Annotated in this window: 19 protein-coding genes; 1 reads left to right on the plus strand and 18 read right to left on the minus strand. The window is 70.0% G+C overall.

Translation table 11 applies throughout. The features are described 5' to 3' along the window. Positions 1 to 6 precede the first annotated feature (6 nt). The 6 genes from ACFO9I_RS17030 to ACFO9I_RS17055 all read right to left on the minus strand — a co-directional run bounded on the left by ACFO9I_RS17030 (position 7) and on the right by ACFO9I_RS17055 (position 8,085). Positions 7 to 1,023: an ABC transporter permease gene (locus ACFO9I_RS17030; RefSeq protein ID WP_379182984.1), complete on the minus strand. Its 1,017-nt coding sequence runs from the start codon at positions 1,021 to 1,023 to the stop codon at positions 7 to 9. Positions 1,024 to 1,196: 173 nt separating this feature from the next. Next, positions 1,197 to 2,885: an ABC transporter substrate-binding protein gene (locus ACFO9I_RS17035; RefSeq protein ID WP_379182986.1), complete on the minus strand. Its 1,689-nt coding sequence runs from the start codon at positions 2,883 to 2,885 to the stop codon at positions 1,197 to 1,199. A gap of 126 nt (positions 2,886 to 3,011) precedes the next feature. Beyond that, positions 3,012 to 4,028 (minus strand): ABC transporter permease, encoded by a 1,017-nt coding sequence (locus ACFO9I_RS17040; RefSeq protein WP_379182988.1) that lies wholly within the window; start codon positions 4,026 to 4,028, stop codon positions 3,012 to 3,014. A gap of 174 nt (positions 4,029 to 4,202) precedes the next feature. Next, positions 4,203 to 5,975 carry an aspartate--tRNA ligase gene (gene aspS / locus ACFO9I_RS17045; protein WP_379182990.1) on the minus strand — a complete coding sequence of 591 codons (1,773 nt, stop codon included), beginning with the start codon at positions 5,973 to 5,975 and terminating at the stop codon, positions 4,203 to 4,205. Then, the gene (hisS, locus tag ACFO9I_RS17050) at positions 5,972 to 7,369 is read right to left on the minus strand and encodes a histidine--tRNA ligase (protein ID WP_379182992.1); all 1,398 of its coding nucleotides are present in this window, start codon (positions 7,367 to 7,369) and stop codon (positions 5,972 to 5,974) included. The genes aspS and hisS overlap by 4 nt, the downstream gene beginning before the upstream one ends. Positions 7,370 to 7,374: 5 nt before the next feature. Then, positions 7,375 to 8,085 carry an MBL fold metallo-hydrolase gene (locus ACFO9I_RS17055; protein WP_379182994.1) on the minus strand — a complete coding sequence of 237 codons (711 nt, stop codon included), beginning with the start codon at positions 8,083 to 8,085 and terminating at the stop codon, positions 7,375 to 7,377. A 137-nt stretch (positions 8,086 to 8,222) separates the two neighbouring features. Here ACFO9I_RS17055 and ACFO9I_RS17060 point away from each other — a divergent pair, with 137 nt between their 5' ends. Next, positions 8,223 to 9,452: a DUF349 domain-containing protein gene (locus ACFO9I_RS17060; RefSeq protein ID WP_379182996.1), complete on the plus strand. Its 1,230-nt coding sequence runs from the start codon at positions 8,223 to 8,225 to the stop codon at positions 9,450 to 9,452. Positions 9,453 to 9,660: 208 nt separating this feature from the next. Here ACFO9I_RS17060 and ACFO9I_RS17065 read toward each other — a convergent pair whose 3' ends face one another. The 12 genes from ACFO9I_RS17065 to pgsA all read right to left on the minus strand — a co-directional run bounded on the left by ACFO9I_RS17065 (position 9,661) and on the right by pgsA (position 21,279). Continuing rightward, positions 9,661 to 11,892, minus strand: a complete 2,232-nt coding sequence (locus ACFO9I_RS17065) for a RelA/SpoT family protein (RefSeq protein ID WP_379183653.1) — start codon at positions 11,890 to 11,892, stop codon at positions 9,661 to 9,663. Between the two features lie 100 nt (positions 11,893 to 11,992). Next, the gene (locus ACFO9I_RS17070; RefSeq protein ID WP_379182998.1) at positions 11,993 to 12,544 is read right to left on the minus strand and encodes an adenine phosphoribosyltransferase; all 552 of its coding nucleotides are present in this window, start codon (positions 12,542 to 12,544) and stop codon (positions 11,993 to 11,995) included. Next, on the minus strand, positions 12,541 to 13,785 hold the full coding sequence (secF, locus tag ACFO9I_RS17075) for a protein translocase subunit SecF (protein WP_379183000.1): 1,245 nt from the start codon (positions 13,783 to 13,785) through the stop codon (positions 12,541 to 12,543). Before secF ends, ACFO9I_RS17070 begins: the two co-directional genes overlap by 4 nt. Continuing rightward, a complete protein-coding gene (gene secD, locus ACFO9I_RS17080; RefSeq protein ID WP_379183002.1) occupies positions 13,785 to 15,506 on the minus strand; it encodes a protein translocase subunit SecD in 1,722 nt (573 codons plus the stop codon). The genes secF and secD overlap by 1 nt, the downstream gene beginning before the upstream one ends. A gap of 1 nt (position 15,507) precedes the next feature. Further along, positions 15,508 to 15,798, minus strand: coding sequence for a preprotein translocase subunit YajC (gene yajC, locus ACFO9I_RS17085; protein WP_379183004.1), 291 nt, complete (start codon positions 15,796 to 15,798; stop codon positions 15,508 to 15,510). A gap of 152 nt (positions 15,799 to 15,950) precedes the next feature. Continuing rightward, positions 15,951 to 16,994, minus strand: coding sequence for a Holliday junction branch migration DNA helicase RuvB (gene ruvB / locus ACFO9I_RS17090; protein ID WP_379183655.1), 1,044 nt, complete (start codon positions 16,992 to 16,994; stop codon positions 15,951 to 15,953). A 44-nt stretch (positions 16,995 to 17,038) separates the two neighbouring features. Further along, positions 17,039 to 17,638 carry a Holliday junction branch migration protein RuvA gene (gene ruvA, locus ACFO9I_RS17095; RefSeq protein ID WP_379183006.1) on the minus strand — a complete coding sequence of 200 codons (600 nt, stop codon included), beginning with the start codon at positions 17,636 to 17,638 and terminating at the stop codon, positions 17,039 to 17,041. Beyond that, entirely contained in the window at positions 17,635 to 18,156 is a 522-nt protein-coding gene (gene ruvC / locus ACFO9I_RS17100; RefSeq protein ID WP_379183008.1) for a crossover junction endodeoxyribonuclease RuvC, read from the minus strand. The genes ruvA and ruvC overlap by 4 nt, the downstream gene beginning before the upstream one ends. Positions 18,157 to 18,232: 76 nt before the next feature. Beyond that, entirely contained in the window at positions 18,233 to 19,012 is a 780-nt protein-coding gene (locus ACFO9I_RS17105; RefSeq protein ID WP_379183010.1) for a YebC/PmpR family DNA-binding transcriptional regulator, read from the minus strand. Positions 19,013 to 19,064: 52 nt separating this feature from the next. Then, positions 19,065 to 19,676: a pyridoxal 5'-phosphate synthase glutaminase subunit PdxT gene (gene pdxT / locus ACFO9I_RS17110; RefSeq protein WP_379183012.1), complete on the minus strand. Its 612-nt coding sequence runs from the start codon at positions 19,674 to 19,676 to the stop codon at positions 19,065 to 19,067. Continuing rightward, on the minus strand, positions 19,673 to 20,593 hold the full coding sequence (gene pdxS / locus ACFO9I_RS17115; protein WP_379183014.1) for a pyridoxal 5'-phosphate synthase lyase subunit PdxS: 921 nt from the start codon (positions 20,591 to 20,593) through the stop codon (positions 19,673 to 19,675). The genes pdxT and pdxS overlap by 4 nt, the downstream gene beginning before the upstream one ends. Positions 20,594 to 20,640: 47 nt before the next feature. Next, positions 20,641 to 21,279 carry a phosphatidylinositol phosphate synthase gene (pgsA, locus tag ACFO9I_RS17120; RefSeq protein WP_379183016.1) on the minus strand — a complete coding sequence of 213 codons (639 nt, stop codon included), beginning with the start codon at positions 21,277 to 21,279 and terminating at the stop codon, positions 20,641 to 20,643. Positions 21,280 to 21,322: the final 43 nt, after the last annotated feature.

The following is a 21,322-nucleotide window of genomic DNA, read 5'->3' on the forward strand; positions in this document are numbered from 1 at the left end:
CTCCCCTCAGCCCACGCGCACGCGCGGGTCAATGACGGCGTACAGCACGTCGACGATGATGTTGGCGACGATCACGAACGTTCCCAGGAGGAGCACCAGCCCGATGATCGTCGGGAGGTCGTAGGTGAGGTTTGCGTCGAGGGCGAGCTTGCCCAAGCCATTGTAGTTGAACACGGTCTCGGTGATGATCGCGCCACCCATCAGGGCGGCGAAGTCCAGACCGACCAGCGTGACCAGCGGGGTGAGTGCAGCACGCATGCTGTGCTTGACCAGCACGCGGCGCCCCTTCAGCCCCTTGGCCCGCGCGGTGCGGACGTAGTCCTCGCTCATGGACTCCAGCACGAAGGCTCGCGTCATGCGGACGTAGCCGGCCATGTAGAGCAGGGCCAGGGTGAGACCGGGCAGGAACAGCCCCTGCAGCCAGGTCCCCAGTCCCCCGTCGGCGATGGAGACGTACTCGGGGATGGGCACGAACTGCCACTTGATGGCCAGGAACTTGAGCAGGAAGATGCCGATGAAGAAGGCGGGGAACGCGTAGAAGACCAGCGACAGCGCCACGATCCCGCGGTCGGTCAGGGTGCCCTTGCGGACCGCGGCTATGACGCCGAAGAAGACGCCGCCGAGCAGCCACATGATCAGGGCCGCGATCGAGATGGAGAGGGAGACGGGGAACGCTTCCTTGATCTCCGCGTTCACGGTGGTCGTGTTCACGACCGAGTAGCCGAAGCACGGGGCCGGGCACTCCGCGATGAGCTCGGGCGCCTTCGCCTTCAGCTCGGGGTCGTCGGGGTACTCGCGGCCCTTGACGACACCCTGGAGGAAGTCGGTCCACTGAACGACGGTCGGCTTGTCGTATCCGAGCGCCTTGCGGGTCTGCTCTCTCAGCTCGGGCGAGCAGTTCTTGCCGCACGCGTAACGCGCCGGGTCGACGGGCGACGCGAAGAACAGCAGGAACGTCACCAGGCTCATCACGATGAGCATGATCACGCCGACGAACACGCGTCGGACGACGTAGGCGAACATGGGTGGGACCACCTCGGGGGTACTGATCGGGGTCTGCGCTGTCTCAGCTCGTGGCGGCGACAGCCGGACGGAGGTGAGGGTGAGGACCTCGGTACGAGGCCCTCACCCCCCGGAGTCGGACGGCCGCCGAAGCGGCCGCCCGACCTTTGAGTGTTGCGGGAACTACAGGTGCGTCAGTTCTCCACGCCGATGGGGCCCAGGTCCGGGTACCCGTTGGAGGACGGCGTGTTGGTGTAACCGGTCACCTTCGACCCGTGCAGGAAGTAGAAGTTCGCAACCTCCAGCGGGATGTAGGCGACGTCCTCGCCGAGGACCTTGTCGGCCTCCTGCAGCGCGGCGGTCTGGTCGTCCAGCGACGAGGCCTGCTGGGCCTGGTCGACGAGCGCGTTGAACTTGTCGCTCTTGTAGGCACCGTAGTCCTGGCCGTCGGAGTTCGCGGTCAGGTTGATACGGCTGTCGAACAGCGGCGCGGTGACGGTGATGGCGGAGGGCCAGTCAGCACCCCAACCGCCCCAGATGACGTCGCTGTCCTTGGTGGGCTTCTGGATGACGTCGTAGTAGGTGTCACCCAGGCCGTCGAGGGTCACGTCGAAGCCAGCCTGGTCCCAGGTCTCCTTCAGCGCCGCGGCCTGCTTGTCAGCGGTCTCGGTGCTCGGGTAGGTGAAGGTGATCGGGTACGGCATCTTGACGCCGGCGTCCTCGAGCATCGCCTTGGCGGCCTCGGGGTCGCCCTCCTGCGGGCCGTCGAAGGCCGGGTTCGGCTGGTAGCCGACAACAGCCGGGTTCACGATCGACTCGGCGGGGCCGTAGGCCTTCTCGCCACCACCGGCGTCGATCCACGCCTGGGCGTTGGTCGCGACCTTGAGGGCCTCGCGGACCTTCGGGTCGGTCATGCGACGGAAGTTCGGCACCAGGTAGTCGACGTAGGGCGACTTCACCAGGGTCGAGCGGTCCGCGACGGCGCCCTCGATCTGGGTGTAGTAGGCCGGAGGAACGCGCTGCGGCGTCACGGCGTACTGGTCGTCACCGTTGTCGGCGATGAGGCGGTCGTAGATCGTCTCGGAGGTCTGGCCCACGTCGAAGTTGATCTGGTCCGGCAGCGCCATGCGCAGGTCGGTCGTGTCGGTCGACGGGTCGTAGTTGTCGTTGCGAACAAAGGTCGCGCCCTTGTTCTTGTTCCACATGTTCCCCTCGATCTTGTAAGGACCGTTGGAGAAGATCATGTAGTTGGACTTCGGACCCTGGTCCTTGTCCTGACGGTACGGGTCCATCATGTGCAGACCGGCGATGGCCAGCGGGAAGTCCGGCCACGGCTGCTTGAAGCGGTAGGTGATGGTGTTGCCGTCGCAGGTGATCGCCTTGTCGAACAGCTCCTGGCCGTCACCCTTGTAGGGACCGTTGTAGGCCGGCAGGCCGGTCTTCGAGTCCGTCGGGATGTCGAGGTAGCTCAGCAGGTAGTTCGGGCCACCGGTGATGACGTCGGTCGCGAACACGCGGGAGGCGCCGTACTTGAAGTCCTCACAGGTGATCGGCTTGCCGTCCTCCCACTTCACGCCGTCCTTGACGGTGAAGGACCAGACCTTGCCGCCCTCCGAGGAGGTGCCGGTGTCGGTGGCGAGGTCGGGAACCGGGGTGTTGGCCTTCTCCGGGTCGTTCGAGATCGGGAACGACACCAGCTGGCGGTAGACGGTGCGGGCGAAGTTCGTGATCTCGACGCCGAGGTAGGTGCGCTGCGGGTCCACGTGCTCGTAAGGCGCGTAGATGTAGTACTGCAGGGTACCGCCGGCCTTGCCGGGCTCCGAGGAGTTGTCCCCACCGTTGCTGTCCGAGCCGCCGCCACAGGCGGCGAGGCCAGCAGCCATTGCCACCGCAGCGGTGCCAGCAAGCAACCGCTTTCGATAGTTGACCATTCGTTCTCCTTGTGTGTGTGTCGCGCCGGAAGCGGCGGCACCAACGGTGACTGTGTGTCACCGAAATTCGTGAGGGCCTTAGCGGGCCGTCTTGGGGTCGAGCGCGTCGCGGATGCCGTCGCCGAGCAGGTTGAAGCTCACGACGATGATCATGATCAGGAAGGCCGGGACGAAGAAGAAGAAGAAGTCGGCCGACGAGTAGTTGATCGATCCGCGCAGGATGTTGCCGAGCGTGGGCGTCGGGGGCTTGATGCCGACACCCAGGTAGCTGAGCGCTGCCTCGGCGGAGATGTAGGCCGGCATGGTCAGCGTGAAGGTGACCAGCAGCGGGGCCCACAGGTTGGGCAGGATCTCCTTGAAGTAGATCCGGTAGCGCGACGCGCCCAGCAGCACCGCGGCGTCGACGAACTCGCGCTCGCGCACCGAGAGCACCTGGCCCCGGATGATGCGCGCGACGCCCGGCCAGCCGAACAGTGCCAGCACGAACACCACGTAGGCGCCGTTGGGCAGGGGGTCGGAGAACTTGCCGGGGAGCGCGTCCGCAGCGAGCTGGATGCCGATGCTCGAGAGCGCCAGGAGCATCAGGGTCGACGGGAACGACAGCGTCAGGTCGATCGCGCGACCGATGATCGAGTCGACCCAGCCGCCGCTGAAGCCGGAGATGATGCCGAGCACGGCGCCGATCACGATCGCGATCAGCGTCGCGGTGAGGGCGATGGCCAGCGAGAACGTGATGCCGTACCAGAGGCGGGACAGCACGTCACGGCCCGTGGCGGGCTCGACACCCAGCGGGTGGTCCCAGCTGACGCCGCCCATCTTGCCGTAGGGGATGCCGCCCGTGGACGGGTCCGTCAGGTTCTGGTGGTAGCTCGTCGGGTCCAGCACACCGAACTTCACGAGGAAGGGGGCGATGATCGCCGCTCCGATGTAGAGGACGACGACGACGAACGAGATCATCGACAGCTTGTCGCGACGGAAACGACCGATCGCGAGCTTCGTCGGGGACTTGCCGGCGATCTTTGCGAGATCACCCTCGGGCGCCGAGCCGGCGTCGGGGAGGTGCTCGCTCTCCAGGTTGGAGGCCTGAACCGTCATGGTACCTCTGTCTTCTCGGAACTGATGCTGGTCTGAAACCCGGTCGACCCGGGCTCGTGGACGGCCCCCTGGGGGGCTGGCAGCCGCAGTGACTCTATGTGATGCGGCCCTCACCCGGGATCACCGACGCGTAACGATCTGGTCTCGACCCCCCGCCGGTGATCCTGCGCGAAATCAACCCGCGGACGGGACGTCCTTCGGCGGCTTGGCGTCGACGCCGGCCTCCTTGCGCTGCTCCGGGGTGATCGGCGCAGGCGCGGCCGTGAGCGGGTCGAAACCGCCACCGGACTTGGGGAACGCGATGACGTCGCGGATCGAGTCGCTGCCCGAGAGCAGGGCCACGATCCGGTCCCAGCCGAAGGCGATGCCGCCGTGCGGGGGCGCGCCGTACTTGAACGCCTCGAGCAGGAAGCCGAACTTCTCCTCGGCCTCGGCCTCGCCGATGCCCATGACCTCGAAGACCCGCTTCTGCACGTCCTCGCGGTGGATTCGGATCGAGCCGCCGCCGATCTCGTTGCCGTTGCAGACGATGTCGTAGGCCCAGGCCAGCGCGTTGCCCGGGTCCTGGTCGAACGACTCGAGGTCCTGGGGCGAGGTGAACGCGTGGTGCACCGCCGTCCAGGCGCTGTAGCCAAGCGCCACGTCGCCGGACTCCGTCGCGTCCGCCGTCGGCTCGAACAGCGGGGCGTCGAGCACCCACAGGAAGCTCCAGGCGTCCTCGTCGATGAGGCCGCAGCGACGCCCGATCTCGAGGCGTGCGGCGCCGAGCAGGGCGCGGCTGGACTTCACCGGACCGGCGGCGAAGAAGATGCAGTCGCCCGGCTGGGCGCCCGTGTGGGCGGCCAGGCCGGCCTTCTCCTCGTCGGTGATGTTCTTGGAGACCGGCCCGGTGAGCTCGCCGTCCTCCTGGACCAGCACGTAGGCCAGCCCCTTGGCGCCGCGTTGCTTGGCCCACTCCTGCCAGGCGTCGAGCTGCTTGCGGGGCTGACCGGCCCCGCCGGGCATCACGACGGCGCCGACGTACGGCGCCTGGAAGACGCGGAACGGGGTGTCCTTGAAGTACGCCGTGCAGTCGACGAGCTCCTGGCCCATCCGCAGGTCGGGCTTGTCGCTGCCGTAGCGGGCCATCGACTCGGCGTAGGTCATCCGCGGCAGCGGCGTGGGCACGTCGTACCCGATCAGCTTCCAGAGGGCGACCAGGATCTCCTCGGCCACCGCGAGGACGTCGTCCTGCTCGACGAAGCTCATCTCGATGTCGAGCTGGGTGAACTCCGGCTGCCGGTCGGCGCGGAAGTCCTCGTCGCGGTAGCAGCGCGCGATCTGGTAGTAGCGCTCCATGCCGGCGACCATCAGCAGCTGCTTGAACAGCTGCGGGCTCTGCGGCAGGGCGTACCAGCTGCCCGGCTGCAGGCGGGCCGGCACCAGGAAGTCGCGAGCGCCCTCCGGCGTGGACCGGGTCAGCGTCGGCGTCTCGATCTCGACGAACCCGTGCTCGTCGAGCACGTCGCGCGCGGCCTTGTTGACCTTGCTGCGCAGACGCAGCGCCTGGTTCGGCCCGGGCCGGCGCAGGTCGAGGTAGCGGTGCTTGAGGCGGGCCTCCTCCCCCACCTCGACGTGCTCGTCAATGGGGAACGGCAGCGGCGCCGACGCGCTGAGCACCTCGACGTCCTTGGCGATCACCTCGATCTCGCCGCTGGGGAGGTTCGGGTTGGCGTTGCCCTCGGGGCGCAGGCTCACCTCGCCGGAGACGAGGATGCAGTACTCGCTGCGCAGGTGGTGGGCGACCTCCTCGTCGCGGACGACGACCTGGACCACGCCGCTGGCCTCGCGCAGGTCGAGGAAGGCGACCCCGCCGTGATCGCGACGGCGGCCCACCCACCCGGCGAGGGTGACGGTCTGGCCGACGTGGTCGGCGCGGAGGGCGCCGGCGTCATGGGTGCGGATCACTGCTTCTTCTCCTCGTTGCTGGCACTGTTGCTCTTGCTGGGCCCGGTCGAGCCCGTGGAGACCACGTGGGGCCTGAGGTCCTCGACGGGGGGCGACCAGGTGGCCGGGTCGGCCGACACCTGCTCCCCCGTCCTGATGTCCTTGACCTCGTGGCCGTCGTCACCGACGAACCACACGTAGGGGATGCCGCGGCGCTCGGCGTACCGGATCTGCTTGCCGAACTTCTGGGGGCTGGCGGCGACCTCGCAGGGCACGCCGTGGGCGCGCAGGGCCTGGGCCACCGCGTCGCTGGCCGGACGGCTGTCCTCGTCGGCCAGGGCGACCAGCACCGCGCTGGGGACCTTGCGGTCGCTGCTGAGGAGGCCGCGGCTCATCAGCGGCACCAGCGAACGGGAGATCCCGAACGAGATGCCGACACCGGGGTAGGTGCTGCGTCCGTCGGAGGCGAGCGCGTCGTAGCGGCCACCACCGCCGACCGACTTCAGGAACTCGAAGCCCACCATGTAGATCTCGAAGACCGTGCCGGTGTAGTAGTCCAGCCCGCGAGCCAGGCTCAGGCTCGCCTCGACCTCGAAGCGGTCGGTCCGGACCGTGGCGCAGCCGTCGATGACGGCGGCCAGCTCCTCCAGGCCGGTGTCGAGCAGCTCGTGCTTGACCCCGAGCGCGCGGACCTGCTCCACGAAGCCGGTGTCGGTGCTGCTGATGGTCGCGAGCTCGAGGCACTGCGCGGCCTGCGCCTCGGAGAGCCCGGCGTCGCTGACCAGGAGCGCGGCGACCTGCTCGGCGGGGAGCTTGTCCAGCTTGTCGATGATCGTGATGACCGCTGCGGGGTCCTCGGCGCCGATGCCGCGGTAGAACCCCTCGATGAGCTTGCGGTTGTTGACCCGCAGCCGCAGCGGCGGCAGGGGCAGCGCGGACAGCGCCTCGGCCATCACCCGGGCCACCTCGACGTCGAAGTGGGTCGGCAGCACGTCCTTGCCCACGACGTCGATGTCGGCCTGGGTGAACTCGCGGTAGCGCCCCTCCTGGGGGCGCTCGCCGCGCCAGGCCTTCTGGATCTGGTAACGGCGGAACGGGAACTCCAGCTTGCCGGCGTTCTCGAGCACGTAGCGCGCGAACGGGACGGTGAGGTCGAAGTGGAGACCCAGTCCAGGACTGTCCGCGCCAGCCGAGTCACCAGGATCGGCCTGGAGGCGGCGCAGGACGTAGACCTCCTTGGAGGTCTCCCCCTTGCGCAGCAGCTGGTCCATCGGCTCCACGGCGCGCGTCTCGATCCCGGCGAAGCCGTGGAGCTCGAACGTGCGCCGCAGGGTGTCGATGACCTGCTGCTCGACGAAGCGCTGCTCCGGGAGCAGCTCGGGGAACCCGCTCAGCGGGGTGGGCTTGTTGCTCATGTTCCTCAGAGACCTCGGGTGACTCGCCCCGCTCGCCCCTCGGACTGGAGGTCGAGCAGGAAGGGGTTGGTCGCGCGCTCACGACCGATGGACGTCTGCTCGCCGTGGCCGGGGAGGACCACGATGTCGTCGGCGAGCGGCAGCACCTTGTCGGTGAGGCTGCGCAGCATCGTGGCGTGGTCACCGCCCGGCAGGTCCGTGCGACCGATGGACCCGGCGAACAGCAGGTCTCCCGAGAACATGACCTCGGAGACGTCGGCCGCGTCGTAGGGCGTGCGGAAGGTGACCGACCCCTCGGTATGGCCCGGGGTGTGGTCGACCACGAAGCGCAGCCCGGCCAGCTCGAGCACCTGGTGGTCGGAGAGCTCCTGGACGTCGTCGGGCTCGGCCCACTCGTAGCTGCCGCCGAGCAGCATCTGGGTGGTCTCCCGCGACATGCCGGCCATCGGGTCGGTCAGCAGGTGCCGGTCGCTGGGGTGGATCCACGCGGTGGCGTCGTACGTCCCGGCGACGGGGGCGACGCACCACATGTGGTCGACGTGACCGTGGGTGACCAGGACGGCGACCGGCTTGAGCCGGTGCTCCCGGACGACCTCGGCCACGCCCGCGGCCGAGTCCTTGCCGGGGTCGATGACGACGCACTCGCTGCCCGCGGCCGTGGCGGCGACGTAGCAGTTCGTCCCCCAGGGACCCGCGGGGAAACCGGCGATCAACACCCCCGCACACTATCGAGCCCCAGTGGGCGGCGTCTCACCGGTGCTGGCCCGCCGGGGCGGCGCCCGCCGGCGTCGTGACTAGCATGGGACCCTGAGGCACCCGCCGCCACGCGAACAGATCGATCGGGGTAGATGCAGTGACGAGTCATCAGTGGGGTCGAGTCGACGACGACGGGACCGTCTACGTGACGACCGCCGACGGCGAGCGCTCCGTGGGCCAGTACCCCGAGGGCACCCCCGAGGAGGCCCTCCGCTTCTTCACCGAGCGCTTCGACGCCCTGGCGTTCGAGGTCGAGCTGCTCGAGCAGCGGATCAAGTCGGGCGTCCTCTCCCCCGAGGAGGCCGCCGGGTCCGTGGACACCGTCCGCACCCAGGTGACCGACGCGAACGCCGTCGGCGACCTCGCCGGGCTCCTGGCGCGCCTCGACGCGCTGAGCCCCGTGATCGAGGGCCAGCGCGAGGCCCGCAAGGTCGAGAAGGCGCAGCGCGCCGCCGTGTCGCGCGCCGAGAAGGAGAAGATCGTCGCCGAGGCCGAGAAGCTGGCCGAGGGCAACGACTGGCGCAACGGCGCCAACCGGCTCCGCGAGCTCCTCGACCAGTGGAAGGCGCTGCCTCGCATCGACCGCTCCTCCGACGACGCCCTGTGGCGACGGTTCTCGACCGCGCGGACGGCGTACACCCGCCGCCGCAAGGCGCACTTCGCCGAGCAGCACGAGAAGCGCGACGCCGCCCGGGTCGTCAAGGAGCGGCTCGCCACCGAGGCCGAGGCGCTCGCCGACTCCACCGACTGGGGACCGACCGCGGGCCGCTACCGCGACCTGATGCAGCAGTGGAAGGCCGCCGGGCCCGCCCCCCGCGACGTGGACGAGGCGCTCTGGCGCCGTTTCCGCGGCGCGCAGGACGCGTTCTTCGGTGCCCGCGACGCCGCCAACGCCGAGCTGGACAAGGAGTTCGCCGCCAACGCCGAGGTCAAGGAGAAGCTCCTGGTCGAGGCGGAGGCGCTGCTGCCGGTCACCGACGTCGAGGCGGCCAAGCGGGCCTTCCGCGACATCGCCGACCGGTGGGACGCGGCCGGCAAGGTCCCGCGGGACCGGATGAAGGAGCTCGAGGGCCGGATCCGCAAGGTCGAGCAGGCCATCCGCGGGGTCGAGGACGAGCAGTGGCGTCGCTCCGACCCGGAGAAGTCGGCCCGCGCCGACGACATGGTCAGCAAGCTCGAGGCCGCGATCGCCGATGTCGAGGCCGACCTCGAGAAGGCGCGGGCTGCGGGCAACGAGAAGAAGGTCAAGGAGCTCGAGGAGAACCTGGTGTCGCGCCAGTCCTTCCTCGAGATGGCGAAGAAGGCCTCGGCCGACTTCTCCGGGTGACCGCCGCCGGGCGAGGAACGCGCCCGGCGGCGTCATGGAGGAGGTCGAGCGAGCCCCGCGGTCGAGCCTGCGAGGCCGCAACGGGCGTGTCGAGACCCGGCTGGGTGTCGAGCCGTCGTTCGTCGACGCGGTTTCTCGGCTGGCGGCCGACTTCGGGCCGCCGACTCGGCGATCTACCGCGTCACTCCGTGCGCACGCTGCACGTGCTTCACTGCGTGACGCGGTAGGCGTCGAAGACGCCCGGGACGCCGCGGACCGCCTTGAGGACCGTGTCGAGGTGCTTGGCCTCGGCCATCTCGAAGGTGAACCGGCTCTTGGCGACCCGGTCGCGGGTGGTCGAGAGGTTGGCGCTCAGGATGTTCACGTGGGCGTCCGAGAGGACCATCGTGATGTCGGAGAGCAGCCGGGCCCGGTCGAGGGCCTCGACCTGGATGTTCACCAGGAACGTCGACTGCCCGGTGGGCGCCCACTCGACGTCGAGCAGTCGCTCGGGCTGGGACTGGAGGCTGGCGGCGTTGGTGCAGTCCTGACGGTGGACCGACACTCCCCCACCCTTGGTCACGAATCCCAGGATCGCGTCTGGCGGCACCGGCGTGCAGCACTTGGCGAGCTTGACCCAGACGTCGGGCGCACCCTTGACGACCACGCCCGCGTCGCCACCCACCGGCATCTTGGGCTTGCCTCGACGGCCGGTGATGGTGACACCCTCGGCGAGGTCCTCCTGGGCCCCCTCGTCGCCGCCGTGCAGGTCGATCACACGCCGCACGACAGCCTGCGCGCTCAGGTTGCCCTCGCCGACGGAGGCGTACAACGCGGAGACGTCGGCGAGCTTGAAGTGGACCGCGGCGAGCATCAGCGACTCGTGGGAGAGCAGCCGCTTGAGGGGCAGACCCTCCTTGCGCATCAGCCGGGCGATCTGGTCCTTGCCGCGCTCGATGGCCTCCTCGCGGCGCTCCTTCGTGAACCACTGGCGGATCTTGGAGCGGGCCCGCGGCGACTTCACGAACGTCAACCAGTCGCGGGAGGGGCCGGCCGTCGGCGCCTTGGAGGTGAACACCTCGACGACGTCGCCGTTCTCGAGCGTCGACTCCAGCGGCACCAGCCGGCCGTTGACCCGGGCACCGATGGTGTGGTGGCCGACCTCGGTGTGCACGGCGTAGGCGAAGTCGACCGGCGTCGCGCCGGTCGGCAGCGCGATCACGTCGCCGCGGGGGGTGAAGACGTAGACCTCGGCCCGGTTGATCTCGAAGCGCAACGACTCCAGGAACTCCCCCGGGTCCTCCACCTCGCTCTGCCAGTCCAGCAGCTGGCGCACCCAGGTCATGTCGTCGAGGTCGGCACGGCGCTCGGTGTCGAGACCGTTGCGGCCGTCCTCCTTGTACTTCCAGTGCGCCGCGACGCCGTACTCGGCGCGGCGGTGCATGGCGAAGGTCCGGATCTGCAGCTCCACCGGCTTGCCCTGGGGGCCGATCACCGTGGTGTGCAGCGACTGGTACATGTTGAACTTCGGCATCGCGACGTAGTCCTTGAACCGCCCGAGCACGGGGTTCCAGCGCGAGTGCAGCACGCCGAGGACGGAGTAGCAGTCGCGATCGTCCTCGACGAGGATGCGGATGCCGACCAGGTCGTAGATGTCGGAGAAGTCCCGGCCCCCGACGATCATCTTCTGGTAGATCGAGTAGTAGTGCTTCGGGCGCCCGGTGACCGTCGCCTTGATCTTCGCCTCACGCAGGTCGTTCTCGACCTGGGCGATCACCTCGGCCAGGAACTGGTCGCGCGAGGGAGCCCGCTCGGCGACCATCCGCACGATCTCGTCGTAGATCTTGGGGTGCAGCGTGGCGAAGGCGAGGTCCTCGAGCTCCCACTTCAGGGTGTTCATGCCCAGCCGGTGGGCCAGAGGGGCGTAGATGTCCAGGGTCTCGCGCGCGGTGCGCTCCTGGCTGGCCTGCGGCACGTAGCGCAGCGTCCGCATGTTGTGCAGCCGGTCCGCGAGCTTGATGACCAGCACCCGGATGTCCCGCGACATCGCGACGATCATCTTGCGGATGGTCTCGGCCTGCGCCGAGTCGCCGTACTTGACCTTGTCGAGCTTGGTCACGCCGTCGACGAGCTGGGCGACCTCGTCGCCGAAGTCACCGCGCAGCTGGTCGAGGGTGTACGGCGTGTCCTCGACCGTGTCGTGCAGCAGCGAGGCGACCAGGGTCGGCTCGGTCATGCCGATGCCGGCCAGGATGGTGGTCACCGCGAGCGGGTGGGTGATGTAGGGGTCGCCGCTCTTGCGCATCTGGGTGCCGTGCATCCGCTCCGCGGTGACGTAGGCACGCTCGAGCAGCGCCAGGTCGGCCTTGGGGTGGTTGGCGCGCACGGCGCGGAACAGCGGCTCGAGGACGGGGTTGCCGGTCTGGCTGCTCCGGCCCATCCGGGCCAGGCGCGCCCGCATGCTGCGGGTCGAGCCCGGGTTCTCCGGAGCGCGTTCCCGCGTCGGCTGGGCGGCGCGGTCCTCGGTCACGTCACCAGTCTAGGGGTGGCGGAGCGAGGGCTCAGACCGTCATCAGGGTCGAGACCGGCAGGTCGCCGACGGTCTCCCGCCCCGGCAGGAAGCCGAGCTCCATGAGCACGGCCAGCCCGTGGGCGGTGCCGCCACAGCTCTCGATGAGCTCACGGGTCGCCCGGGCGGTGCCGCCGGTGGCCAGCACGTCGTCGACCAGGAGCACGCGGTCACCGGGGGCGATGGCGTCCTGGTGGAGCTCGAGCGTCGCCTGGCCGTACTCCAGCGAGTAGGACACGGCATGGGTGCCCCGGGGCAGCTTGCCCGCCTTGCGGACCGGCACGAAGCCGGTGCCGAGGGCCAGCGCGACGGGGGCGGCGAGGATGAACCCGCGTGCCTCCATGCCCACGACCTTGTCGACGACCGGCTTGCCGTCAGCGTCGCGGCCGACCGCCGCTAGCGCGGTGATCACGGCCGCGAAGCCGGTGTGGTCGGCCAGCAGCGGGGTGATGTCCTTGAAGACGACGCCCGGCTCCGGGAAGTCCTGGACGTCGACGACCAGGCGCTCGAGCGCCGCGCGCGCCGCAGCCGCCCCGTCCGTCACTTCTTGCCCCGCTTGGAGCGGGTCTGCCGGGAGGGCTGCTGACGTCCCGAGGCGCTGCTCGGCCGGACCGGTCCGCGCGACGGCGGTGCCACCCTGCCCCGACCGGCGGCCTCGGGGGCGCGCCGGGTGGCGGGGGTGCCGGCGACCGACGCGTCGTCGGACTCGTCGCCGAGGTCGGGGCCGTCCGTGCCGGGCTCGGCCTGGATCGGCATGTCCTCGCTGAACGTCGGCACGGCGGCGTACGGGTCGGCCTGGCGGGCCCGGGCCGCGGCACGCTTCTCGGCGAGCTGGACGTCCGACTCGCTCGACTTCATCTGCACCAGCAGCGGGGTGGCGATGAAGATGGAGGAGTACGCACCGGCGGCCATGCCGACGAACAGCGCGAGCGCGAGGTCCTTCAGCGAGCTGGCACCCAGCTGGACGGCGCCGACGTAGAGGATCGCGCCGACCGGGATCAGCGCCACGATCGAGGTGTTGATCGAGCGGACCAGCGTCTGGTTGACCGCGAGGTTGGCCTCGATGGCGTAGGTCGTACGCCGGTCGCGCAGGCCCTTGGTGTTCTCGCGCACCTTGTCGAACACGACGACGGTGTCGTAGAGCGAGAAGCCCAGGATCGTCAGCACACCTGTGACCGTGGCCGGGGTGACCTCGAAGCCGGACAGCGCGTAGACGCCGATGGTGATCACCAGGTCGTGGGCCAGCGCCACGATCGCCGCGACCGACATCTTCCACTCGCGGAAGTAGGCCCAGATGAAGAGGACGACCAGGACCAGGAAGACCACGAGGCCGATGAGGGACCGCTTGGCGACCTCCTGGCCCCAGCTCGCGCCGATCGAGTCCTCGGAGATGTCCTTGTCGGCGTTCACGCCGGTGGTCTCCACGATGGCGTCGCGGACCTTTTGGCTCTCCGCGCTGGAGAGCGGCTCGGTCTGGATCAGGATCGCCTTGTCACCCGAGGTCGTCACCACCGGGGACGCCGCACCGTCGATGCCGGTGCCGGCGACCGCGTTGCGCAGCTCGTCGGCGTTGTCCTGGGTCACCTGGCTGGAGTCCAGGGAGACGCGGTACTGCGCGCCGCCGGTGAACTCGATGCCCATGTTCAGGCCCTTGAGCCAGAGCCCGGCGACGGCCAGCAGGATGATGACGCCGGACATGGCGTACCAGAGCCACTTGCGGCCGACGAAGTCGATGGACCGGCGACCGGAGTAGAGGTCGTTGCCGAGACGCGAGAACTTGCCCATCAGGCCCTCCCTCCCACGGTGATGCGATCGATGCCGAGGCTCTCCGCGTCGAGGCCGGAGAGCTTGTGCCCGCGGTTGAAGAACCGGAACCGGGACAGCCAGACAACCATCGGGTGGGTGAACCAGAAGAAGATCGCCAGGTCGATGAGCGTGGAGAGGCCCAGCGCGAAGGCGAAGCCCTTCACCACACCGGCGGCGAAGATGTACAGGACGACGGCGGCGAGCAGCGAGACGGTGTCGGCGGCCAGGCAGGTGTTCCGGGCGCGCTTCCAGCCGGACTGCACGGCGACCCGCATCGACTTGCCGTCACGCATCTCGTCACGGATGCGCTCGAAGTAGACGATGAACGAGTCGGCGGTGATGCCGACCGCCACGATCAGGCCGGCGATGCCCGGGAGCGAGAGCGTGAAGCCCGCGCCCTTCGAGAGCAGCAGCACCATCGCGTAGGTCACCGCACCGGCCACGACCAAGGACGCGATCACGACCAGGCCGAGGCCGCGGTAGTAGATGAGGCAGTAGATCATCACCAGCAGCAGGCCGATGATGCCGGCGGTGATGCCGGCGGACAGCTGGTCGCCCGCGAGCGAGGGGCCGACGGTCTCGACCTGGGTGCCGCCCTTCTCGAACGCGAGCGGCAGGGCGCCGTACTTCAGGCTGGTGGCGAGGCTGTTCGCGCTGTCCTCGGTGAAGTTGCCGGTGATCTGGGCGCTGCCGTTGGGGATCACGCCGTCGAACGTCGGGGCGGAGATGACCTTGCCGTCGAGCACGACCGCGAACTGCTTCTCCGAACCGGCCATCGCCCGCGACAGGTCGGAGAAGACCTGCTTGCCGTCGCCGCCGAGGGTGAGGTTGACCTGCCACTGGACCTGACCCTGGGCCACGCCGGCGCTGGCGCTCTTGAGGTCGGTGCCCTCGATCGCGGCAGGCGAGAGGAGGTACTTGGTGGCGGCGTCGTCGCCGGTGCCGCAGGTGACCAGCGGCTTGGTCGGGTCGTCCACGACCGTCCCCTTCGAGGGGCAGGTGAACTTGTTGAACTCGGCCACCGACGCCTGGTCGGGGTTGTCGATGAACGCGAGCGCCGACTGGGCGTCACCGCTCTTGGCCGGGGGCTCGGACGGCGTCGCGGACGGGCTCGTCGAGGAGGTCGCCGAGGGAGAGGCGGTGTCGCTCGGCGAGGCCGACGGCTTGCTCTTGTCCCCCTTCTTGTCCTTCATCAGCAGCGGCGGACGGTTCTTGGCGCCCTTGCTGGCCTTGCCCGAGGGGTTCGAGGAGGGCGCGGTCGAGGTGTCGGGCTGGGTCGGGGCCGTGGGCGCTGTCGGCGCGGTGGCCGACGAGGCGCAGCTGCCGGTCACGCCGTTCGGGCCCTCACTGCACGCGACGGTGCGGAAGCGCAGCTGCGCCTGCCGCTTGACGGTGTCGACCAGGTCGCTGCGGGTCTTGCCGGGGATCTCGACGACGATGAGGTTGCCGCCCTGGGTGGTCACCTCGGCCTCGGTGACGCCGGTGCCGTTGACACGGGCGTCGATGATGCCGCGGGCCTCGTCGAGGTTCTCCTTGCTCGGGCTCCCCTGCGCCGTCAGCGTGATCCGGGTGCCGCCCTGCAGGTCCAGGCCGAGCTCGGGCTTCCAGGTTCCCCCGAGCGCAACCAGTCCGTAGGCGATCGCCAGACCGAGGAAGAACACCACGACGGTGCGCCCCGGGCGAGCGGTCTTGCGTGCCATGTCAGTTCTCCTCCGGCTCGTCGTCCACGAGCCCTGGCTGTACGACGGTGCCGACGGCGCCGCGCGCGACCTTGATGGTGACGCCCTCGGCGATCTCGACACGGACGTGGTCGTCGGCGGTCTCCCGCAGGGTGCCGAAGATGCCGGAGGTCAGCATGACCTCGTCACCGATGTTCAACGAGCCCTGCATGCGGGCGAGTTCCTTCTGACGCTTCGAGGCGGGTCGGATCAGCAGGAGCCAGAACAGCAACGCGATGGCGACCAGTGGCAGCAGGGAGGCGAGCTCCGGCACGAAAAAACCTCTCGAGCGTGCAGAAAATGGGTGTGGTGGGCCGGGACAGGGCCGACCGACGGGCAAGCATAGCCGCGACTGTGATCTCGGCCGCTATCGGTGGGGACCCGTTGCCGAGTCGTTGCGAAACCGCCGGCCCGGCGGCTCCGGGACTACTCCTGGTCGTCGAAGAGCATGGCCTCGCCGGCCTGCTGAGCCAGCGCGGGTGGCACCGCGAGGCCGAGGTGCTGCCAGGCGGCCGGCGTCGCCACCCGACCGCGTGGGGTCCGGGCGAGGAAGCCGTTGCGGACCAGGAACGGCTCCGCGACCTCCTCCACCGTCTCCCGCTCCTCCCCCACGGCCACGGCGAGCGTCGAGACGCCCACGGGCCCCCCGCCGAAACGGCGGCAGAGCACGTCGATGACGGCCCGGTCCAGGCGGTCCAGGCCGAGCTCGTCGACCTCGTAGAGGTCCAGCGCCGCCTGCGAGACCGGACGCGTGACGACACCGTCGGCGCGGACCTGCGCGTAGTCGCGGACCCGGCGCAGCAGCCGGTTCGCGATGCGGGGCGTGCCGCGGGAGCGCGAGGCGATCTCGGCCGCGCCCTCCCCGGTCAGCTCGACGCCCAGCAGCCCGGCCGAGCGGTGCACGATCCTGTCCAGCTCGTGGGGCTCGTAGAACTCCAGGTGGGCGGTGAAGCCGAACCGGTCGCGCAGCGGCCCGGGCAGCAGGCCGGCGCGGGTCGTGGCCCCCACCAGGGTGAAGGGCGGGATCTCCAGCGGGATCGCGGTCGCCCCGGGGCCCTTGCCGATGACGACGTCGACCCGGAAGTCCTCCATCGCCATGTAGAGCATCTCCTCGGCGGGGCGGGACATCCGGTGGATCTCGTCGACGAAGAGGACGTCGCCCTCGTTCATGCCGGACAGGATGGCCGCGAGGTCGCCGGCGTGGGTGATGGCCGGACCGCTGGTCAGGCGCAGCGGGGCCGTCATCTCGGCGGCGATGATCATCGCGAGCGTGGTCTTGCCGAGACCTGGCGGGCCGGAGAGCAGCACGTGGTCGGGCGCGCGGCCCCGGCGGCGGGCCGCCTCGAGCACGAGCCCGAGCTGGTCGCGTACGCGGGACTGGCCGACGACCTCGTCGAGGGTGCGGGGACGCAGCGCCGCCTCGACGGCGCGCTCGTCGCCCTCGGCCTCGGCGGCGGTCAGGGAGCGCAGGTGCTGCTCCTCCGCGGCCTCCAGGTGGTGCTCGTGCACGCCGATCAGGCCTTGCTCAGCGTGCGGAGGGCGGAGCGCAGCAGGGAGGCGACGTCAGGCGCGTCCCCCGCCTCCGGGGCCACCGCCTCGACCGCCTTCTCGGCGTCACGGGCCGGCCAGCCGAGCCCCACCAGCCCCTGGTGCACCTGGTCGCGCCACGGTGCGGCCGCGGCCGTGCCGGGGGTCGCCACCCGGCCGCCCACCGGGGCACCCAACCGGTCCTTGAGCTCGAGGATGATCCGCTGCGCGCCCTTCTGGCCGATGCCGGGCACCCGGGTGAGGGTCTTGACGTCGTCAGCGGCCACGGCGCGACGCAGGTCGTCGGGCGAGAGCACCGCGATCATCGCCTGGGCGAGCTTCGGCCCGACGCCGGACGCGGTCTGCACGAGCTCGAAGACCGCCTTCTCGTCCTCGTCGAGGAAGCCGAAGAGGGTCAGGGAGTCCTCGCGCACCACCATGCTGGTGGGCAGCGTCGCCTGCTGACCGGTGCGCAGCGTGGACAGGGTTCCGGGGGTGCACATGAGCTCGAGCCCGACTCCCCCGACCTCCAGCACCGCGCTGGACAGGGTCACGGCGGCCACCTGGCCGCGCACGAACGCGATCATGCTCTGCTCCTTGCCGCGGCCAGCGCCGCGTCGATCCGGGCCTGGGCGCCGCCGCGCCAGATGTGGGTGATGGCCAGCGCCAGGGCGTCGGCGGCGTCGGCCGGCTTGGGGGGCGCGTCGAGCCTGAGGATCCGGGTCACCATGGCACCCACCTGGGCCTTGGCGGCGCGCCCGCTCCCGGACACGGCGGCCTTGACCTCGCTGGGCGTGTGCATCGCGACCGGCAGGCCGCGACGGGCGGCGCAGACCAGGGCGATGCCGCTGGCCTGGGCGGTCCCCATCACCGTGGACACGTCCGAGCGGGCGAACACCCGCTCGACCGCGACCGCGTCGGGGGCGTACTCGTCGAGCCAGGCGTCGATGCCCTTCTCGATGGTCACCAGCCGCTGCGCGACCGGCAGGTCCGAGGAGGTCCGCAGGACGTTGACGTCCACGAGGCTCAGCGGCCGGCCGACCTGGCCCTCGACCACGCCCATGCCGCACCGGGTCAGGCCGGGGTCGATCCCGAGCACGCGCATGAGCAGCCTTTCGTCCGAACACCTGTTCGGAGCAACGCTAACCGGGCGTCCCGACGTACGCCGGGGCGACACGCGGTCAGGCGTCGATGGCCTCGAGCGCCTCGTCGGAGATGTCGGCGTTGCTGAAGACGTTCTGCACGTCGTCGAGGTCGTCGACGGCGTCGACGAGGCGGAACACCTTGCCGGCCACGTCGGCCTCGCCGACCGGGATGTCCATCGTCGCGACGAACTGCACCTCGGCGGACTCGTAGTCGATGCCGGCGGCCTGCAGCGCCGTACGCACCGCGACCACGTCGGAGGCGTCGGACTGGATCTCGAAGGTGTCCCCGAGGTCGATGACGTCCTCGGCCCCGGCGTCCAGGGTGGCCTCGAGGATGTCGTCCTCGGTGAGGTCCCACGGCTTGCCGCCACGCTCCTGGCTCTTGCCGACCACCACGACGCCCTTGCGGGTGAAGAGGCGCGAGACCGAGCCGGGGTCAGCCATGGTGCCGCCGTTGCGGGTGACCGCGGTGCGGACCTCCATCGCCGCGCGGTTGCGGTTGTCGGTGAGGCACTCGACCAGCAGCGCCACGCCCTGGGGGCCGTACACCTCGTACATGATCGTCTCGTAGTCGACGCCACCGCCGTCGAGGCCGCCACCGCGCTTGACCGCCGAGTCGATGTTCTTGTTGGGGACCGACTGCTTCTTCGCCTTCTGGATGGCGTCGTACAGCGTCGGGTTGCCGGCGGGGTCGGGGCCACCCATCTTCGCCGCGATCTCGATGTTCTTGATCAGCTTGGCGAACAGCTTGCCGCGCTTGGCGTCGATGACGGCCTTCTTGTGCTTGGTCGTCGCCCACTTGGAGTGCCCAGACATCAGTCCCTCTTCGTCGTTCGGTGGTCGAGCCTGTCGAGACCACGTCGTGCCGTCACGCCCCGGCGCCTCGCACCAGGTCCACGAACAGCTCGTGGATGCGGGAGTCGCCCCCCACCTCGGGGTGGAACGACGTCGCCATCAGCGGGCCCTGTCGGACCGCCACGATCCTACCCGCGGCCGGGCCGTGCTCGACGCGGGCGAGGGCCTCGACGTCGTCGCCGATGGACTCGACCCAGGGCGCGCGGATGAAGATCGCGTGCACCGGACCTGCCAGCCCCGCGAAGGCGAGGTCGCCCTCGAAGGAGTCGACCTGGCGCCCGAACGCGTTGCGCCGCACCGTGATGTCCAGCCCGCCGAGGGTCTCCTGGCCCGGTGCGCCGTCCTCGATCCGGTCCGCGAGCATGATCATGCCCGCGCACGTGCCGAAGGTCGGCATGCCCTGCTTGATCCGGTCACGCAGCGGCTCGAGGAGCTCGAACGTCCGGGCCAGCTTGGCCATCGTCGTCGACTCACCGCCCGGGATCACGAGGCCGTCGCAGGCCCCGAGCTCGGCCGGACGGCGTACGGCGAGGGGCGCGACGCCGAGCTCGCCGAGCATCCGCAGGTGCTCGCGGACGTCGCCCTGGAGCGCGAAGACTCCGACGCGGGGGTGCGCCCCGGTCACCAGCCGCGCTCGGCGAGCCGGTGCGGCTGCGGGATCTCGTCGACGTTGATCCCGACCATCGCCTCGCCCAGGCCGCGGGAGACCTTGGCGACCACGTCGGGGTCGTCGAAGAACGTGGTGGCCTTGACGATCGCCTCGGCCCGCTGGGCGGGGTTGCCGGACTTGAAGATGCCCGAGCCCACGAAGACGCCCTCGGCGCCGAGCTGCATCATCATCGCCGCGTCCGCCGGGGTCGCGATCCCGCCCGCGGTGAACAGCACCACCGGGAGCTTGCCCTTCTCGGCGACCTCCTTGACCAGCTCGTAGGGCGCCTGCAGCTCCTTGGCCGCGACGTACAGCTCGTCGGCCTCCATCGCCCCCAGGCGGCGGATCTCGGCGCGGATGGTGCGCATGTGGGTCACCGCGTTCGACACGTCACCGGTGCCGGCCTCGCCCTTGGAGCGGATCATCGCCGCACCCTCGGTGATCCGGCGCAGCGCCTCACCGAGGTTGGTGGCACCGCACACGAAGGGGACGGTGAACTGCCACTTGTCGATGTGGTTGGCGTAGTCGGCCGGGGTCAGCACCTCGGACTCGTCGATGTAGTCCACCCCGAGGGACTGCAGCACCTGGGCCTCGGCGAAGTGACCGATCCGGGCCTTGGCCATCACCGGGATCGAGACCGCCTCGATGATGCCGTCGATCATGTCCGGGTCGGACATCCGCGACACGCCACCCTGGGCGCGGATGTCGGCGGGCACCCGCTCCAGCGCCATCACGGCCACCGCGCCGGCGTCCTCGGCGATCTTCGCCTGCTCAGCAGTGACGACGTCCATGATCACGCCGCCCTTGAGCATCTCGGCCATGCCACGCTTCACGCGCGAGGTGCCGGTGCCGTCAACGGGGGCGGAGGGGGTGTTCTCGGGGGTCTCGACCATGCCCCAATCGTACGGCGACACGCCCGGGAACCCGCATCCGGGACCGGTCAGTGGCCGGGCTCGACCGGTGGCTCCGTCGGCGAGGGAGCGAGCGCCTGCTGCCGGACCACCCACACCCGCTGCACGACCGTGACGGTGCTGGCGACGGCCAGGGCCCAGAGGGCGACGTACATCAGCACCGGGAGGTCGAAGATCGCGCCGAGGCCGGTCATCACCAGGATCGCCACCAGGCGGTCCGCGCGCTCGGCGATGCCGACCTTGGCCTGGAACCCGAGTCCCTCGGCGCGGGCGCGGGCGTAGGAGGTCACCCCGCCCATCACCAGGCAGACCAGGCTCAGCGCGAGATAGAGCCGACTGTCCCCGTCGCCGGCGAAGTACAGCGCGAGGCCGGCGAAGATCGCACCGTCGCCGATCCGGTCCAGCGTGGAGTCGAGGAAGGCGCCGAACGGGCTCGACTTCCCGGTCAGGCGCGCCATGTGGCCGTCGAGCAGGTCGCTGAAGACGAACGCGGTGATCACGAGCACGCCGGTGAGCAGCTTGCCCTGCGGGAAGAACACGAGCGCGCCGGCGCACACGCCGAGGGTGCCGACGAGCGTCACGACGTCGGCGCTGACGCCGAGCCTGATGAGGAGGTGGGCGACCGGGGAGATGACCTTCGTCCAGAAGGCGCGGAAACGATCCAGCATGGTGGCCGCAGGCTACCGGTCCCGGGACCGGTGCCTGCGGCGC

This window comes from Nocardioides sp. GCM10023255 (assembly GCF_042653125.1).
Taxonomy (GTDB): domain Bacteria; phylum Actinomycetota; class Actinomycetes; order Propionibacteriales; family Nocardioidaceae; genus Nocardioides.